We start from the raw sequence: 14,665 nt of genomic DNA, 5'->3' as shown, positions 1-14,665 counted from the left end.
CTTTTCCCTTTGGAATCAAGCACTTGCGCGCGATCGGGCGGCCGGGCGGGAAGGCGGCACCGGTTCTCGGCGGAAAACCTGCTATTTCGTCGCCGCCTGGCGACAGGCCGGCAGCCCGGCCGCCGGTTCTACTTGGCGGGCGGCGCTTGTGCGCTGTCGTCATCCGGCGACAGCGGGCCGGAATCGGCCTTGAACAGCCCCGGGGTGAGCTCGTTGCGCTGCAGCAGGCGGTAGAACTCGGTGCGGTTGCGCCCGGCCAGCCGGGCCGCGTCGGAGACATTGCCGTCAGTCATCTTGAGCAGGCCGACCAGGTACTCGCGCTCGAAGCGGCGCTTGGCCTCGGCATAGGTCTGCACCGACACGCCTGGCACGCGCAGGGCGCGCTGCACCAGCGCCAGCGGCACCAGCGCGGTGGTGGACAGGGCGCAGACCTGCTCGACCACGTTGTACAGCTGGCGCACGTTGCCGGGCCAGGGCGCGGCCGCCAGCGCCTTGAGCGCCTCCGGCGCGAAGCCGGACAGCCGCCGGCCGTACTTGGCGGCCAGCTTGTGCAGGAAGTGGTTGGCCAGCAGCGGGATGTCCTCGCGCCGCTCGGCCAGCGTGGGCAGGCTCAGCGTCACCACGTTCAGCCGGTAGTACAGGTCCTCGCGGAACTGGCCCGACTGCATGGCGGCGTCGAGGTCGCGGTGGGTGGCCGAGATGATGCGCACATCGACCGGGAGCGACTGGCTGGAGCCGAGCGGGCGCACCGCGCGCTCCTGCAGCACGCGCAGCAGCTTGACCTGCAGCGCCGGCGGCATGTCGCCGATCTCGTCGAGCAGCAGGGTGCCGCCGTCGGCCGCCTGGAACAGGCCCTTGTGGTTGGCCACCGCGTCGGTGAACGCGCCCTTCATGTGGCCGAACAGCTCGGATTCGAGCAGCGCCTCCGGGATGGCGCCGCAGTTGACCGCCACGAACGGCCGCCTGGCGCGGGCGCTGGCCTTGTGGATGGCGCGGGCCAGCAGTTCCTTGCCGCTGCCGCTGTCGCCGCGCAGCAGCACCGAGGCATCGGAGCGCGCCACCATGCGCGCCTCGGCCAGCAGCTCGGCCATGCGGCTGGAGCGGCTGACGATCTCCTCGCGCCAGCCGGCGTCGGCCGCCGTCTCCGGCTCGCCGGCGGTCCCGAGCGCCACCGCCTGGCCGATCTTGTCGAGCAGCTCGCGGGCGTCGTACGGCTTGGTGAGGTAGCCGAACACGCCGCGCGCGGTCGCCTCGACGGCGTCGGGGATGGTGCCGTGCGCGGTCAGCAGGATCACCGGCAGCGCCGGATGCCGGCGCCGGATGTCGTCGAACAGGGCCAGGCCGTCGCGGCCGGGCAGGCGCACGTCGCTCAGCACCAGGTGCGGACGCTCGACTTCGAGCTGCGCCAGCGCGGCTTCGGCTGAGGCGACGGCCGAGACCTGGTAGCCGGCCGCGGACAGGCGCATGGACAGCAGCCGCAGCAGGTCGGCGTCGTCGTCCACCACCAGGATGCGGGCGCCGGCCATGTCAGTTCCTCGAGGGCCGGCGCCGCTCGATCGCGCGCAGGGCCTCCATCCGTTCATTGAGCTGGTCGACGCGGCGCTGGGCGTCGCGCAGTTGCTGCGATTGGCGCTCGCCGGCTTCCTCCAGCCGCCGCTGCTCGGCCAGTTGCGCCTGCAGCAGGCGGGCCAGCGGATGCAGCTCGCGGGCGTCGTCGGTGGCCAGCGCCAGCAGGCGCTGCAGGACCTGGGCGGCGCGCCCGTTGTCGGCCGGCGTGCGCATCTGCTGCAGGGCCAGCGCCAGTTGCAGTTGCTCCAGGGGCGCCGCGCCCGGCTGCGACAGCCGGGCGATTTCCGGGCCCAGGGCGGCGGCCGGCGCGCCGCGCACGCGGTCGGCATAGGCCAGGGCGGCGGCCAGCGGCTGGGTGGGCAGGTTGCCGGTCGGCGGCAGCGTCGTGGCCGGCTCGGGTGGCGTCGCCGGCGCCTCGCGCGTGGCCTCGCTGGCGACCGGCGGCGGTGGCGGGGCGGCGGGCGTCGGCGGCGGGGGCGGCGTGCTGCAGGCGGCCAGCGTGGCCGCCGCGGCCAGGGCCAGGGCCAGTGCCGGCAGGGAGCGCCGCATCGCTCGAGTCAGGAAGTCAGGCATGGGGCAGTTCGATCCGGAAGTGGGCGCCGGACGCCGCGCCGTCCAGCAGTTCGATGCGGCCGCCATGGGCTGCAATGTATTCGTTGACGATGGACAAACCGATGCCGGTGCCCGCCGCGGCGTCGGCCGGCTGGCGCTCGCCCCGGTAGAACGGCTCGAACACGCGCTCGCGGTCGGCCGGCGCGATGCCGGCGCCCTGGTCCTGGATGTCGATGCGGGCGCGGCCTGCGGCGCGCGACAGCCGCACCCGCACGCTCGAGCCCAGCGGGGCGAAGCGGATCGCGTTGGCCAGCAGGTTGGCCAGCGCCGTGCCCAGCTTGTCGGGGTCGACCGGCGCCACCACGGGTTCGCCCTCGACGTCCAGCTCCAGCTCGCGCGCCTGCCACTGCAGCCGCTGCGCCTCGACCTGCTCGTGCAGCAGGGCCAGCAGCTCGGTCGGCCGGCGCTGCAGCTGGCGCGCCTCGAAGGCGGCGGCGTTGAAGCGCAGCAGCGCCTCGATGCGCTCCTGCAGCACCGCGGCGTTGTGCTGCAGGATGCGCGCCACCTCGCGCTGGCGCGTGTTGAGTTCGCCGGTGACGCCTTCCTCCAGCAGCGACACGCCTTCGCGCAAGGCGGCCAGCGGCGTCTTCAGCTCGTGCGAGACGTGGCGCAGGAAGCGGGCCTTGTCGGCGTCCAGCTCGGTCAGCCGCAGCCGCAGCCATTCCAGCTGCTGGCTCAGGCGGCGCACGTCGGCCGGGCCCTGGATGTCGATCGGCACCTCCAGCCGGTTCTCGCCCAGGCCGACGATGGCGCGCTCCAGCCGCTGGAACGGCCGCGCCAGCCAGATGCCCAGGCCGGCCGCCAGCAGGGCGGCCAGGCCGATGGCGAAGACCACTTGCTGCATCAGCCGCGAGCGGCTGGCGGCCAGGCGCTGGCTCAGCGCCTTGTTGCGCGCATCGATCAGCTGGTGCACCTCGCGCGCGATGCCGGAATTGATGCCGTCGAAGTCGCGGAAGTGCTGGGCCGAGGTGCGCTCGCGATCGAGCGCCGTTTCGGCCGGGCCCTGCATCAGCTCGTCGACCACTTCGATCTTCGCCAGCCATCGATGGGCCTGGCGCTGCGGCAGGCCCTGGTCGACCAGCCGCTGCAGCGCGTCGCGGGCCCGCCCGGCTTCCTCGTGGTAGCGGCGGCGCAGTTGCGCGTCGTTGAGGATCAGCGACTGGCGGGCGGCGCGCTCCATGTCCAGGGTGCGCTCGGCCAGGGTCTGGGCGCTGGACGTCAGGTCCAGTGCCGCGGCGCTGGCGGCCGTGCTCTGCGCCATCAGCCGGTCGAGGATGACCACCGCCCGCAGCGCGGTGCCGCCCAGCAGCCCGCCCACCAGCACGAAGGCGACCAGCAGCAGCGGGCGGAACGAAAGGCGGCTAGGGCGCAGCGGCAGCATCGCTGCGGCGATCAGCCCGCGCGCTGCACGACTTCGCCGCGCAGCGAGTGCGGCAGCGCCTGGGTGATGGTGACGTCGACCATCTGCCCGACCAGCCGCTGACCGCCGGCGAAGTTGACGATGCGGTTGCACTCGGTGCGGCCCATCAGCTCGTTGGGGTCCTTGCGCGAGGGGCCCTCGACCAGGATGCGCTGCACGGTGCCGACGCGGCTGGCGCCGATGCGGCGCACGTTCTCCTCCAGCACGGCCTGCAGGTGCTGCAGCCGGCGCAGCTTGACCGCGTGCGGCGTGTCGTCCTGCAGGTTGGCCGCCGGCGTGCCGGGGCGCGGGCTGAAGATGAAGCTGAAGCTGGCGTCGTAGCCGACGTCCTCGACCAGCTTCATCAGCTTGCCGAAGTCCTCCTCGGTCTCCCCCGGGAAGCCGACGATGAAATCGCTGGACATCGAGATCTGCGGCCGCACCGCCCGCAGCTTGCGGATGGTGCTCTTGTATTCCATGGCGGTGTAGCCGCGCTTCATCGCCATCAGGATGCGGTCGCTGCCGTGCTGCACCGGCAGGTGCAGGTGGCTGACCAGTTTGGGGACCTTGCCGTAGGCCTCGACCAGCCGCTGGGTGAACTCGTTGGGGTGGCTGGTGGTGTAGCGGATGCGCTCGATGCCGGGGATGTCGGCCACGTACTCCAGCAGCAGCGCGAAGTCGGCGACCTCGGCCGTGTCGCCCATGCGGCCGCGCCAGGCATTGACGTTCTGGCCCAGCAGGGTGACTTCCTTGACGCCCTGGCCGGCCAGCTCGGCCACCTCGGCCAGCACGTCGTCGAGCGGGCGCGAGACCTCCTCCCCGCGGGTGTAGGGCACCACGCAGTAGCTGCAGTACTTGCTGCAGCCTTCCATGATGGAAACGAAGGCGGTGGCGCCGTCCACCCGAGCGGGCGGCAGGTGGTCGAACTTCTCGATCTCGGGAAAGCGGATGTCCACCTGCGGCCGGTCCTGCTGCCGGCGCTGGACCAGCAGTTCGGGCAGCCGGTGCAGGGTTTGCGGGCCGAACACCACGTCGACATAGGGTGCGCGCTCGATGATGGCCGCGCCTTCCTGGCTGGCCACGCAGCCGCCGACGCCGATCAGCGCCCCCTTCTTCTTCAGGTGCTTGACCCGGCCGAGGTCGGAGAACACCTTCTCCTGCGCCTTCTCGCGCACCGAGCAGGTGTTGAACAGGATCAGGTCGGCTTCCTCGGGGTCCTGCGTCGCTTCGTAGCCTTCGGTCGCGTGCAGCACGTCCGCCATCTTGTCCGAGTCGTACTCGTTCATCTGGCAGCCGAAGGTCTTGATGAAAACCTTCTTCATGGCGCTCACCTGCGCGCGCCGAAGACGGCCTGCAGCAGTTCGGCCAGGCGCCGCTGGCCTTGCGCGCTGCCGTCGTCGGCGCCGCCGACCCTGGCGTACTCGTCCTCGGTGAGCACCCAGGCCTCGTGCACCAGCCCGGCGGCATCGCGCCGGTAGACCACCGGCAGCGTCTGCCCGACCACGCTGCCCGACAGCAGCACCAGGTTGTTGGTGCCGCGGATGCGGGCGCCGGGCGACAGCCGGTCGGGTTGGCCGTCCAGCGTGATGTCCGGCGGCGCGGTCACCACCAGCCGGGCCGGCTTGACGTCGGCCGGGGCCGTGCGGATCACCTGCGCCTGCAGGGTGGGGGCGGCGGCCAGCGCCGCGACGAGGGCAAGACTCCAGCGGTTCATGGTGTGGATCCAGAGGCTAGAAAGAACAAAGGCACTGCGCGCGGACAGTGCCTTTGGGGGATTTGGTGGCGCTTCACGGACTCGAACCGCGGACCTGTGGATTATGATTCCATCGCTCTAACCGACTGAGCTAAAGCGCCGAGAGCCCGAGATTATAGCCAAACCGCGCTCAGCGGTGGCTGAACACCGGGGTCCGCTTGGCCAGGAAGGCGTCCATGCCTTCCTTCTGGTCGGCGGTGGCGAACAGCGAGTGGAACAGCCGCCGCTCGTACATCACCCCGTCGCTGAGCGTGCCTTCGAAGGCCCGGTTGACCGATTCCTTGGCCGCCAGCACCGCCAGCCGCGGCATGCTGCTGATCAGCAGGGCCGTGGCCAGCGCCTCTTCCATCAACTTGTCCAGCGGCACCACCCGGCTGACCAGCCCGCTGCGCTCGGCTTCGGTCGCATCCATGTTGCGGGCCGTCAGCACGAGGTCCATGGCCTTGGACTTGCCGATCGCGCGCGGCAGCCGCTGGGTGCCGCCGGCGCCGGGGATGATGCCCAGCTTGATCTCGGGCTGGCCGAAGCGGGCGTTGTCGGCCGCGATGATGAAGTCGCACATCATGGCCAGCTCGCAACCGCCGCCCAGGGCGAAGCCGCTGACGGCCGCGATCACCGGCTTGCGGATGCTGCGGATGGTTTCCCAGTTGCGGGTGATGAAGTCGCGGCCATAGGCCTCGGCGAAGCTGTACTTGGCCATCAGCGAGATGTCGGCGCCGGCGGCGAAGGCCTTCTCGCTGCCGGTGACCACGATGCAGCCGATCGCGTCGTCGGCGTCGAAGGCCTTGAGCGCGGCGCCCAGCTCGTCCATGAGCTGCTCGTTCAGGGCGTTGAGCTGCTTGGGGCGGTTGAGCGTCACCACGCCGACCCGGCCGGCTTCGGTGCGCACTTCGATGTTCTCGTAGGCCATTGCTTTTCTCCTGTAGCGCGGACGACTATACCCAAGGGAAACCATGACCGACCGCGCGGTCGGCCGATGCTAGATTCATCGCCAGGAGACCCCATGACCGAGAGCACCGTCCTGTACGAAACGCGCGGCGCCGTCGCGCTGATCACGCTGAACCGCCCCCAGTCGCTGAACAGCTTCACGCGCGCCATGCACCAGGCGCTGTGGCAGGCGCTGGACCGCATCGAGGCCGACAAGTCGGTGCGCGCCGCCGTCATCACCGGCGCCGGGCGGGGCTTTTGCGCCGGGGCCGACCTGGCGGAGTTCGACTTCACCGAGGGCCCCGATCGCATCCAGCGCGCCGATCCGGGCCCCATCATCGAGCAGGCGTTCAACCCCACCGTGCGCCGGCTGATGGCGCTGCGGGTGCCTACCGTGGCCGCCGTCAATGGCGTGGCCGCGGGCGCGGGCGCCTCGCTGGCCATGACCTGCGACCTGGCGGTGGCGGCCTCGAACGCGTCCTTCATCCAGGCCTTCAGCAAGATCGGGCTGATCCCCGACGCCGGCGGCACCTGGTTCCTGGCCAGGAAGCTGGGCCTGGCCCGGGCCATGGGCTGCGCACTGCTGGGCGACAAGCTGTCGGCCGCGGACGCAAGGGCGTGGGGAATGATCTGGGACGTGGCGCCCGAAGGACAGGACTGCGTCGAGGCGGCGCTGGCGCTGGCGCAGCGCCTGGCCGTGCTGCCGACCCAGGCGCTGGTGGCCACCCGCCGCACCCTGCGTGCCGCCGCCAGCAACGACCTCGACGCCCAGCTCGACCTGGAGCGCGACACCCAGTCGGCGCTGGGCCGCACCCACGACTACTTCGAAGGGGTCGCCGCCTTCCTGCAGAAGCGCCCGGCGCAGTTCAAGGGCGAGTGATGACGGCCGACGAGCTCGCGGCGCGCGTCGGCGCGGCCATGTTCGAGGGCGACGTGGCCTCGCGCCAGACCATGGGCATGGAGCTGGTCAGCTGCAGTGCCGGGCGAGCCGTGATGCGCATGCGCATCGACGAGCGGCACCTCAACGGCCACCGCATCTGCCACGGCGGCTTCATCTTCACCCTGGCCGACTCCACCTTCGCCTTCGCCTGCAACAGCCACAACAAGGTCACGGTGGCGGCCGGCTGCAGCATCGAGTTCCTCAAGCCGGGGCAGGCCGGCGACGTGCTCACCTGCGAGGGCGTGGAGCAGGTGCTGCAGGGCCGGCACGGCGTGTATGACATGAAGGTGACCAACCAGCGCGGCGAGGTGGTGGCGATGTTCCGCGGCAAGAGCGCGCAGATCCAGGGCAGCGTGATACCGGAGGCGTGATGACGACCTTTCCCCTCGAACCGATCGAGAAGGCCAGCCAGGACGAATTGCAGGCGCTGCAGTTGCGCCGGCTGCAGGCGACGCTGGCCCACGCGTACCGCAACTCGCCCATGTACCGGGCCAAGTTCGACGAGGCGGGGGTTCACCCGTCGGACTGCCGCACGCTGGCCGACCTGTCGAAATTCCCCTTCACCAGCAAGCTCGACCTGCGCGACCACTACCCGTTCGGCTCGTTCGCGGTGCCGCGCGAGCAGTGCGTGCGCGTCCACGCCTCCAGCGGCACCACCGGCAAGCCGACGGTGGTGGGCTACACGCGCAACGACATCGAGACCTGGTCGGCGGTGATGGCCCGCAGCATCCGGGCCAGCGGCGCGCGGCCGGGCGACATGGTGCACGTGAGCTACGGCTACGGCCTGTTCACCGGCGGGCTGGGCGCGCACTACGGCGCCGAGAAGCTGGGCCTGACGGTGGTGCCGTTCGGCGGCGGCCAGACCGAACGCCAGGTCCAGCTGATCCACGACTTCCGGCCCGACATCATCATGGTCACGCCCAGCTACATGCTGGCCATCGCCGACGAGTTCGAGCGCCAGGGACTGGACCCGCGCGAATCCAGCCTGCGGCTGGGCATCTTCGGCGCCGAGCCCTGGACCAACGACATGCGCCGCGCGATCGAGCAGCGCATGGGCATGGACGCCGTCGACATCTACGGCCTGTCGGAGGTGATGGGCCCCGGCGTGGCCAACGAGTGCATCGAGACCAAGGACGGCCCGACCATCTGGGAAGACCACTTCTACCCGGAGATCATCGACCCGGAAACCGGCGCGGTGCTGCCGGACGGCGAGCTGGGCGAACTGGTGTTCACCAGCCTGACCAAGGAGGCGCTGCCGATCATCCGCTACCGCACGCGCGACCTGACGCGCCTCTTGCCGGGCACGGCGCGCACCATGCGCCGGATGGAGAAGATCACCGGCCGCAGCGACGACATGATGATCGTGCGCGGCGTCAACGTGTTCCCGACCCAGATCGAGGAGCTGATCTGCAAGCGGGCCGAACTGGCGCCGCACTACCAGTGCATCCTGACGCGCGAGGGGCCGATGGATTCGCTGACCATCGCGATCGAGGCGCGCCAGGGCCTGTCGCACGAGGGCGACGAGGCGCGCGGCGCCGCCGAGCGGCTGGCCCACGAGATCAAGACCTACATCGGCACCACCGCCGTGATCGAGCTGCGGCCCGAAGGCGGCGTCGAGCGCAGCGTCGGCAAGGCCAAGCGCGTGGTGGACAAGCGCCGGTAAGGGCCCACCCCGAAGCGGCCTGCAAGGCCCACCGGCGGCCCGGCGAAGCCGGTTCCGCGGTGGCCGCTGAACCCAAACTGCTAGCGCTGGTCGATGGCCTCGACCAGGAGGTCGACGTGGGCCTCCTCGCCCATGTTCACCCGCACCCGCACCGGCAGGTACTGCAGCGCCGGCGCGAACCACAACTCCATGGTGATGTTGCCGCGCGGGTTGGCGATCGGACGCGGCTTGAGGTGGAACGCATCGACGTCGCCCAGGGCCGTGACCAGCCGCTCCTGGCCGACGATGTCGTAGGTCCACAGGTCTACGGCGCCCGGGCGCGCCATCCAGAAGCTCACCGCACGACCGACTTCCAGCCGCTCCCGTCCGCTGGCGAAGCGGTGGCTCAGTTCGACGAACTGGCTGGCGGTGTCCTGCAGCTGGGGCGGGCGGGGCAGCACCTTGCCGTTGGGCAGCAGGACCTCGCCCTCGCCCATGCGCAGCAGGCCGCGCGACTTGCGGTTGCGCACCTCCTCGTAGGCCCTGGGCTGCAGCGCCTGCGCCCCGACCTCGCCCTGGCTGGTCATGACCAGGGTGGCGAACAGCGTGACGTCCACTTCCACCCGCACCTGGTAGCGCGCGCCCTCGCGTTGCCACAGCACGCGCGCTTGCCCGTACAGGTCGCCGCTGCGGAAGCGCCCGCCCAGCGTGTAGCGCAGGCGGGTGTCGGCCGGCCAGCCATCCAGCCCGGTGTCCGGCGCCGATGTGGCCGGGCCTGGCGCTGCCGCCGTGCCCGCCGCGGGTGGGGCCGGATCGCTGGCGGCAGCGGCTGCGGCGGCGGGCCCCGCGGGCGACTCGGGTTGCGCCAGCGAGGGCTGCGGCAGCGCTGGCTCAGGCACGGGCGCGTCCGCGGCGACTGGCGCCGGCTCGGGGAGCGGTTCGGCCGTTTGGTTCTTGGGCGGGGAGGTGGCCGGCGGCTCCGCATCCGGCGCGGCGCGCGCTTCTGGCGCGGGCTCCGCCGCCGGCAGGGTGCCGGTGGCTTTCGGCGGCACGCTGGGGCTGGCCCGCATCCGCTGCGGTGCCGCCGGCGGCGCGACCGCGACCTGGACGGCGGGCGGCGGCTCCGGCGCTTGCGGCTGCAGCAGTCGCGTGTACATCGGCTCGGCCATCGCCCGCAGCCGCTCGCCGCCCGGCAGCCAGCGCGAGAGGGCATGCAGGCCCAGCACGTGGGCCAGCAGCACCACGGCCACGAGCGCCAGCAGGCGCCGGCGGCCGGCCGGGTTCAGGTCGGTCCGCCCAACCATGGCTGGGCCAGCGCCGGCTCGCGCTGCACCAGGCGCCAGGTGGTGGCGGTCGCCGGCAGCTGCAACTCCAGCCGCAGCAACCGGCGGTCGCGCGCCACCAGCGCGATCAGGCGGCGGTGCGCGCCGGCGTGCAGCGGCAGGTCGTCCAGCTTGGCCAGGCGCCAGCCCTGGCCGGCCACCTCGATGCCCAGCCACTCGTCGCCGGCGGCCAGGCCGGCCTGCTCGGCGGCGCCACCGCGCAGCACCGTCTTCAGGCGGATGCTGCCGCCGGTTTCGTCGATCCGGATGCCCAGCCGCTGCTGCAGCTGGGCCGGCTCGTCGAGCGCGAACACGCCCTGCCGGCGCAGCAGGTCGGCCAGCGGCAGTTCGCGCGTGCCATGGACCCAGGCGGCGATCTCGCGGGCGAAGCTGCGCCCGCCCAGCTCGCGCAGCACGGCGGCGAAGTCGGCCTCGGTCATCGGGCCGGCCTTGCAGTGCTGCCACAGGGCGCGCATCACCTCGTCCAGCGTGGTCTGGCCCTCGGCCCGCAGCGTCAGGTCGAAGCACAGCGCCACCAGCGCGCCCTTGCTGTAGTAGCTGACGGTGGCATTGGGCGTGTTCTCGTCGGGCCGGTAGTACTTGATCCAGGCGTCGAAGCTGGCCTGGGCGACCGACTGCACTTCCCGCCCGGGCGTCTGCAGCACCTGGTTGATGGTCTTGTTCAGCAGGCGCAGGTAGGCGGCGTCATCGATCAGGCCGGCACGGCGCAGCAGCAGGTCGTCGTAGTAGCTGGTGAAGCCCTCGAAGAACCACAGCAGCTGGGTGTGGTTCTCGCGCCCGTAGTCGTAGCGGGCGAACTCCGCCGGCCGCAGCCGCTTGACGTTCCAGGTGTGGAAGTACTCGTGGCTGACCAGCCCCAGCAGGGTGGTGTACGCGTCGCTGACCTTGGCTTCGCCCAGCCGCGGCAGGTCCCGGCGCGAGGCGATCAGGGCGGTGGAGTTGCGGTGTTCGAGCCCACCGTAGCCGTCGTCCACCGCGTTGAGCAGGAACAGGTAGTTGCGCAAGGGCGGCTTGCGGCGCTCGTGCCAGAAGCGGATCGTGGTCTCGCAGATGCGCTGCACGTCGGCCGCCAGCCGTTCGCCGTCGAAGGACGCTGCCGCGCCGGCCACCACCAGCCGGTGCGGGACGCCGCCGGCCCGGAATTCGGTGCTCCAGAAGCTGCCCATCTCCACCGGGCAGTCGACCAGCTCGTCGTAGTCCGGCGCCAGGTAGGTGCCGAAGCCCCGCTTGCCCACGCGCAGCGGGGTGAGCCCGGTGGCGGCTTCCCAGCCGGGGCGCGGCGACACCAGCTCCAGCGCATGCGGCTGCCGCTCCTGCCCGTGCACCTGCAGGCACAGGCTGGTGCCGTTGAAGAAGCCGCGGTCGGCGTCGAGCCAGGCGGTGCGCACCGAGTGGTCGAAGGCATAGACCTCGTAGGCCAGCACCAGCGGGCTGCTGGGCACGCAGTCGACCTGCCAGGTGCACTTGTCGATCTGCCGGACCGGCACCGGACGGCCGTCCTGGCGCGCCACCAGCCGCTGCAGGTTGCGGGCGAATTCGCGCACCAGGTAGCTGCCGGGGATCCACACGGGCAGCGACACCCGCTGGCCGGCCGCCGGCTGCTCGATCGCCAGCGTGACGTGGAACAGGTGGGCATGGAGGTCGGCCGCCTCGATGCGGTAGTGCAGCCGCCAGGGCGGACCGGCTTGCGCGCGCGGGCTCACTGCGCTTGCGACAGCTGCTTCTCGACCTGGGCCGCGTTGATGGCGCCGGGTACGCGGGTGCCGTCGGCGAACACCAGCGTCGGCGTGCCGGTGACCTGGTGCTTGCGGCCCAGTTCGCGGTTGCGCTCCAGCGCGCTCGCGTCGCACGCTGCTGCGGCGGCCGGGGCGGCCTGGTCGCGCAGCATCCAGTCCTGCCAGGCCTTGGCCTTGTCCTTGGCGCACCAGATGTTGCGCGACTTTTCGACCGAGTCGTTGCCCAGGATCGGGTACAGGAACATGTGGATGGTGACGTTGTCGAGCTTCTGCAGCTCGCGCTCGAAGCGCTTGCAGTAGCCGCAGTTCGGGTCCTCGAACACCGCCAGCCGGCGCTTGCCGTTGCCGCGCACGATGGTGAAGGCGTCCTTGACCGGCAACTGGCCGAAGTCGATCGCGGTCAGCTTGTTCACCCGCTCCTCGGTCAGGTTGCGCTGGGCGCGGGCATCGATCATCTGCCCGTGGATCAGGTAGTTGCCCTCGGCATCGGTGTAGTACAGGTCGGAGCCCACGCGCACCTCGAACAGGCCGGCCATGGGCGTCCTGGTCACTTCGTCGATCTTGCCGATCTGCGGCAGCCGCTCGCCCAGGTTCTTGCGGATGGCGGCTTCCTGCGCCGCGGCGGGGCCGGCCAGCAGGGTGGTCGCCAGCAGCGCGGCCAGCAGGCCGGTCGTCATGCGTGTCATGGGGTGTCCAGTGGTTCTCTCGGGAAGGGGGTCACAGCCGGCCGGCGGCCTGCCGCACCACCCATTGCTTGATCGGGCCGCTGGCGTCGAAGCCGCGCATGCCCAGGTTGCGCAGCATCGACCAGGCGGCATGGTCCTGCGCGAACAGCTGCTGCAGGCCGTCGGTGGTGGCGCCCATGGCCAGTGTGTCGCCCTTGCGCGCGCGCTCGTAGCGGCGCAGCAGCCGCACGTCGCCGACGCTGCGCCAGTACTCGCGTTCATGCAGCACCCGGGCCAGCTCGCGGACATCGGCCAGCCCCAGGTTCAGGCCCTGGCCGGCCAGCGGGTGCACGCTGTGGGCGGCGTCGCCGGCCAGCGCCCAGCCGGGGCCGCACCAGCGGTCGGCGCGGGCCAGCTGCAGCGGCCAGGCGGCGCGCTGGCTGGCCAGGGTGAGCTGGCCGAGCGCGCCCTCGCTGGCGGCGACCAGCTGCGATTCGAAGTCGGCGGCGGGGCACTGCAGCAGAGACTCGCTGCGGCTTTGCCCGACCGACCACACCAGCGCGACCGATTGGCTGCCTGCGGCCGGCGCTTCGCCGCCCAGCGGCAGCAGGGCCAGGACCTCGCCGCTCTGGAACCATTGGCGGGCGACGTGCCCGTGCGGCTTCTCGCAGTGCAGGCGCGCGGCCACCGCGTGCTGGCCGTAGGGCTGCACGTCGTACTGCACGCCGAACTCGGCCCGGGTGGCGCTGCCGCGGCCTTCGCAGGCCACGGTGAGGGCCGCGCGCGCCGGCGCATCGAGGACGGTGACGAAGGGCTGGTAGCGCAAGGCGTCGTCCAGCCGCTGCTCCAGCGCCGGCACGTCGACGATCCAGGCCAGCGCCGGCCGGCTGCCGGCCCCGAAGCGCACGCAGCCGCCTTCGTCGCCGTGGACCTCCATGCCGGTGACCGGCGTCTCGTGCGCGGCATCGGGCCAGCCGCGCACCGATTCGAGCAGCTGGCGCGAGGCGGCGTTCAGGGCATAGGCGCGCACGTCGGAGCCGGCGGCCGGCGCGGCCTGCACCAGCCCGACCCGCAACCGGTCGCGCGCGAGCAGCAGGGCCAGCGTGCGGCCGACGATTCCCGCGCCGCGGATACAGACGTCGAGGACAGGCGCCATGGCTCGATTGTAGGAGCCGGGCACAATCGAAGGCCGATGAGTTCCGAGCCCGCCATGACCGCCGCCGACACCGCATTCGCCGCCCGCATCGCCCGCCTGTTCGTCTATCCGGTGAAGTCCTGCGCCGGCATCGAACTGGCCGAGGCGGTGCTCACGCCGACCGGGCTCGACCTGGACCGGGCCTGGATGGTGGTGGACGAACAGGGGGTGTTCGTGTCGCAGCGCGAACTGCCCCGCATGGTGCTGGTGCGGCCCCAGATCAAGCACCACGAGGTGGTGCTGCGGGCGCCCGGCATGCTGGCGCTGCACCTGGCGATCGACGGCGTCGAAGGCCCGGCGCGCGTGCGCGTCTGGGACGACGAGGTCGATGCCTGGGACATGGGCGCGCTTGCCGCCCAGTGGTTCAGCGACTTCCTCGGCCGCCGCCTGCGGCTGGTGCGCTTCGACCCGGAGCAGCAGCGCCTGTCCAGCCTGAAGTGGACCGGCGGCGTGCAAGCGCCCAACCAGTTCGCCGACGCCTTCCCGCTGCTGGTGGCGAGCGAGGCCTCGCTGGCGGGCCTGAACCAGCGGCTGGCCAAGGCCGGCCACGCGCCGGTGGGCATCGAGCGCTTCCGCCCCAACATCGTGCTGGCCGGTGGCGAGGCGCACGACGAGGACCGGGTCGATGTGCTGCACATCGAGGCCGACCGCCCGGTGGCGATCAAGCCGGTCAAGCCCTGTGCGCGCTGCCCGATCCCCAACATCGACCCGCAAACCGCCGACAGCGCGCCGGCGGTGCTCGACACCCTGCAGGGCTACCGGCAGGACCCGCGCGTCGGCGGCGCAGTGACCTTCGCCATGAATGCCATCGTGCTGGAAGGCGAGGACGCGCTGCTGCGCGTCGGCCAGGCGGTGCGCGGCGACTGGAAGTTCGACTGAGCTGC

14 protein-coding genes and 1 tRNA gene are annotated in these 14,665 nt (G+C 71.7%); 4 read left to right on the top strand and 11 right to left on the bottom strand.

The features are described 5' to 3' along the window. Positions 1-128: 128 nt before the first annotated feature. From PE066_RS09440 to PE066_RS09410, 7 genes are all read right to left on the bottom strand, one after another. A complete protein-coding gene (locus PE066_RS09440; RefSeq protein ID WP_271236294.1) occupies positions 129-1,526 on the bottom strand; it encodes a sigma 54-interacting transcriptional regulator in 1,398 nt (465 codons plus the stop codon). 1 nt (position 1,527) lies between these two features. Beyond that, positions 1,528-2,118 carry a hypothetical protein gene (locus tag PE066_RS09435; RefSeq protein WP_271236293.1) on the bottom strand — a complete coding sequence of 197 codons (591 nt, stop codon included), beginning with the start codon at positions 2,116-2,118 and terminating at the stop codon, positions 1,528-1,530. Positions 2,119-2,134: 16 nt separating this feature from the next. Beyond that, positions 2,135-3,562, bottom strand: coding sequence for a sensor histidine kinase (locus tag PE066_RS09430; protein WP_271236292.1), 1,428 nt, complete (start codon positions 3,560-3,562; stop codon positions 2,135-2,137). A gap of 11 nt (positions 3,563-3,573) precedes the next feature. Next, on the bottom strand, positions 3,574-4,902 hold the full coding sequence (miaB, locus tag PE066_RS09425; protein ID WP_271236291.1) for a tRNA (N6-isopentenyl adenosine(37)-C2)-methylthiotransferase MiaB: 1,329 nt from the start codon (positions 4,900-4,902) through the stop codon (positions 3,574-3,576). 5 nt (positions 4,903-4,907) lie between these two features. Further along, positions 4,908-5,294 (bottom strand): hypothetical protein, encoded by a 387-nt coding sequence (locus PE066_RS09420; protein ID WP_271236290.1) that lies wholly within the window; start codon positions 5,292-5,294, stop codon positions 4,908-4,910. 63 nt (positions 5,295-5,357) lie between these two features. Continuing rightward, positions 5,358-5,434: transfer RNA gene (locus PE066_RS09415), tRNA-Met, on the bottom strand. 29 nt (positions 5,435-5,463) lie between these two features. Beyond that, positions 5,464-6,243: an enoyl-CoA hydratase gene (locus tag PE066_RS09410; protein WP_271236289.1), complete on the bottom strand. Its 780-nt coding sequence runs from the start codon at positions 6,241-6,243 to the stop codon at positions 5,464-5,466. A gap of 93 nt (positions 6,244-6,336) precedes the next feature. Here PE066_RS09410 and PE066_RS09405 point away from each other — a divergent pair, with 93 nt between their 5' ends. The 3 genes from PE066_RS09405 to paaK are packed head-to-tail and all read left to right on the top strand — an operon-like array spanning position 6,337 to position 8,863. After that, the gene (locus PE066_RS09405) at positions 6,337-7,140 is read left to right on the top strand and encodes an enoyl-CoA hydratase-related protein (protein ID WP_271236288.1); all 804 of its coding nucleotides are present in this window, start codon (positions 6,337-6,339) and stop codon (positions 7,138-7,140) included. Further along, positions 7,140-7,571 (top strand): hydroxyphenylacetyl-CoA thioesterase PaaI, encoded by a 432-nt coding sequence (gene paaI, locus PE066_RS09400; protein ID WP_271236287.1) that lies wholly within the window; start codon positions 7,140-7,142, stop codon positions 7,569-7,571. Before PE066_RS09405 ends, paaI begins: the two co-directional genes overlap by 1 nt. Continuing rightward, a complete protein-coding gene (gene paaK, locus PE066_RS09395; protein ID WP_271236286.1) occupies positions 7,568-8,863 on the top strand; it encodes a phenylacetate--CoA ligase PaaK in 1,296 nt (431 codons plus the stop codon). The genes paaI and paaK overlap by 4 nt, the downstream gene beginning before the upstream one ends. A gap of 80 nt (positions 8,864-8,943) precedes the next feature. On the opposite strand, the gene PE066_RS09390 is transcribed toward paaK, so the two are convergent. From PE066_RS09390 to PE066_RS09375, 4 genes are read right to left on the bottom strand one after another with little or no spacing between them, the layout of a single operon-like run. After that, complete coding sequence (locus PE066_RS09390; RefSeq protein WP_271236285.1) at positions 8,944-10,146, bottom strand: DUF3108 domain-containing protein; 1,203 nt, start codon at positions 10,144-10,146, stop codon at positions 8,944-8,946. Further along, a complete protein-coding gene (locus PE066_RS09385; RefSeq protein ID WP_271236284.1) occupies positions 10,125-11,888 on the bottom strand; it encodes a M61 family metallopeptidase in 1,764 nt (587 codons plus the stop codon). Before PE066_RS09385 ends, PE066_RS09390 begins: the two co-directional genes overlap by 22 nt. Next, a complete protein-coding gene (locus PE066_RS09380) occupies positions 11,885-12,607 on the bottom strand; it encodes a DsbC family protein (protein WP_440480591.1) in 723 nt (240 codons plus the stop codon). Before PE066_RS09380 ends, PE066_RS09385 begins: the two co-directional genes overlap by 4 nt. Before the next feature lie 31 nt (positions 12,608-12,638). Beyond that, a complete protein-coding gene (locus PE066_RS09375) occupies positions 12,639-13,742 on the bottom strand; it encodes an FAD-dependent monooxygenase (protein ID WP_271236283.1) in 1,104 nt (367 codons plus the stop codon). Positions 13,743-13,778: 36 nt separating this feature from the next. Here PE066_RS09375 and PE066_RS09370 point away from each other — a divergent pair, with 36 nt between their 5' ends. After that, positions 13,779-14,660 carry an MOSC domain-containing protein gene (locus PE066_RS09370; RefSeq protein WP_271236282.1) on the top strand — a complete coding sequence of 294 codons (882 nt, stop codon included), beginning with the start codon at positions 13,779-13,781 and terminating at the stop codon, positions 14,658-14,660. Positions 14,661-14,665 lie beyond the last annotated feature (5 nt).

The organism is Ramlibacter tataouinensis (assembly GCF_027941915.1).
Taxonomy (GTDB): domain Bacteria; phylum Pseudomonadota; class Gammaproteobacteria; order Burkholderiales; family Burkholderiaceae_C; genus Ramlibacter; species Ramlibacter tataouinensis_C.
Note: the sequence above shows the minus strand (reverse complement) of the source record. Positions and strands in the feature narration are given on the sequence as shown.